Below are 1,620 nucleotides of genomic sequence, written 5' to 3' on the forward strand. Positions count from 1 at the left end.
AACTAAACCAGCTAATAGTTTGTCAATATTTTTTGATAGAATAAATCTATACGTGGTATATTAAAAAATGCGTATGCCAAATAACCTCCCAGTATCCTAATTGGAAGGTTTTGAGCTATTTTCTAAGCTATAAACTTTAAGCTATATCTTGGAAAGTGGTATTGTTTTTTAGTAAGGCGAAAATCCAATGTAAGAGCTTATTTACACAAGCTATCATAGCTACTTTAAATGGTTTTCCTTCTTCACGCTTCTTGTCGTAAAACTCGCGCATTTTTTTGTTGCGAGGCATGATTTCATCGGTTGTTTTCTTTTTACGACAATCTCGAATGGCACAACGCACGGCCATATATAGGACATGACGAAGCCTACCAGATCCTCTCTTTGTGATTCGATTCTTAGTGGCTGTAAACCTACCTGATTCGAATACACTGGGATCAACTCCAGCGAAAGCTACCAATTTTTTAGGACTATTAAATCGTTCTATCTCTCCAATTTCGGAAATGATTGTTGCCGCAATCTTTTCTCCGATACCTGGGATAGATTTGATGATATTATATTCTTCAATTTCCTTAGCTAGGGCGTCTATCTCTGACTGTAACTTTGATAGATGCTCTTTGTATTGAAGAAGAATATTTATATATATATCAAGACTTAAAATATGACTCTGATAAACTGCCTTTTCAAAAGGGTTACGGGCTGCCGCCGCTTTAAGCTGAATTGCTTTTTCATTTGCCCATTTGATTGATCTACTCTTACAATACTCAAATATCTTGTTCGTAATTGTTTCTTCACTTGCATTTATAATATCTTCTGAAGAAGGGAACTCTGAAAGAGTTAAGAGTGATACTACAGAATATAAATCCCCAAAAACTCCATTGTATTCAGGAAAAACTTGTTCAAGTACCGCCTGAAATTGAAGCTTTGTTTGAATCATTACTCCAGTTATACTTTCATGTTGCCTAGTAAGATTTCGAAGATTTAATAACTGAACACCACGCTTCTTATATGGCTCTAATTCCTCCTTATAAAACAACTCACAGAGAAGATAGGCATCAATTGCATCTGTTTTTACTTTTCTTAAACTTGTTCCTCTTGCCTTGTGAGAAATCAATGGATTGATGATAATTAATAAATATCCTCTTTCTTCTAAGTAATGTACAACCGGAGCTTGATAATGCCCTGTTGCTTCTAAAACTATTGAAGGCTTTTTACCAACCTCTTTTTTTATATCCTCCAGAAACTTTACAAGACAGCTAAGCCCTTCGACAGTATGATTTACTTTAAAACTCTTACGATATGGTTTGCCTTTATCTATAAATGCTTGAACCTGACTTTCTCCTTTTGAAATATCCAGACCAACGACTGGATTCATTTAAATCTCCTCCTAATTTATTAGTTTGCCAGTAACCCCTAATCCTCCATGTAGTGTCACAGCTTCGCTTGTTATACGAGATCTAAGTCCCAACCAGCCTAATCATGTTTCTACAAGTAGGGGGCGAACGGTTTAGTTGACGGGGTCTAGCCCCACGGGCAGATACGTTCTACCCTGGCTACTGATATAATAAAACTATATAAAAAATGGTCAACCAGAAATATCTGGCTGACCTTATAATACGAACG

The 1,620-nt window shown here is 36.1% G+C and carries 1 protein-coding gene; it reads right to left on the minus strand.

The features are described 5' to 3' along the window. Window positions 1–136: 136 nt before the first annotated feature. Window positions 137–1,372: an IS110 family RNA-guided transposase gene (locus M9R32_RS15955; RefSeq protein WP_269927723.1), complete on the minus strand. Its 1,236-nt coding sequence runs from the start codon at window positions 1,370–1,372 to the stop codon at window positions 137–139. Between the last annotated feature and the right edge of the window lie 248 nt (window positions 1,373–1,620).

This window comes from Paenisporosarcina quisquiliarum (assembly GCF_027563315.1).
GTDB classification, from domain to species: Bacteria; Bacillota; Bacilli; order Bacillales_A; family Planococcaceae; genus Paenisporosarcina; species Paenisporosarcina quisquiliarum.

Bases quoted from the DNA above. Each gene is read 5' to 3' on its own strand.
- M9R32_RS15955 (WP_269927723.1), bottom strand. From the start codon at position 1,372: ATGAATCCAGTCGTTGGTCTGGATATTTCAAAAGGAGAAAGTCAGGTT.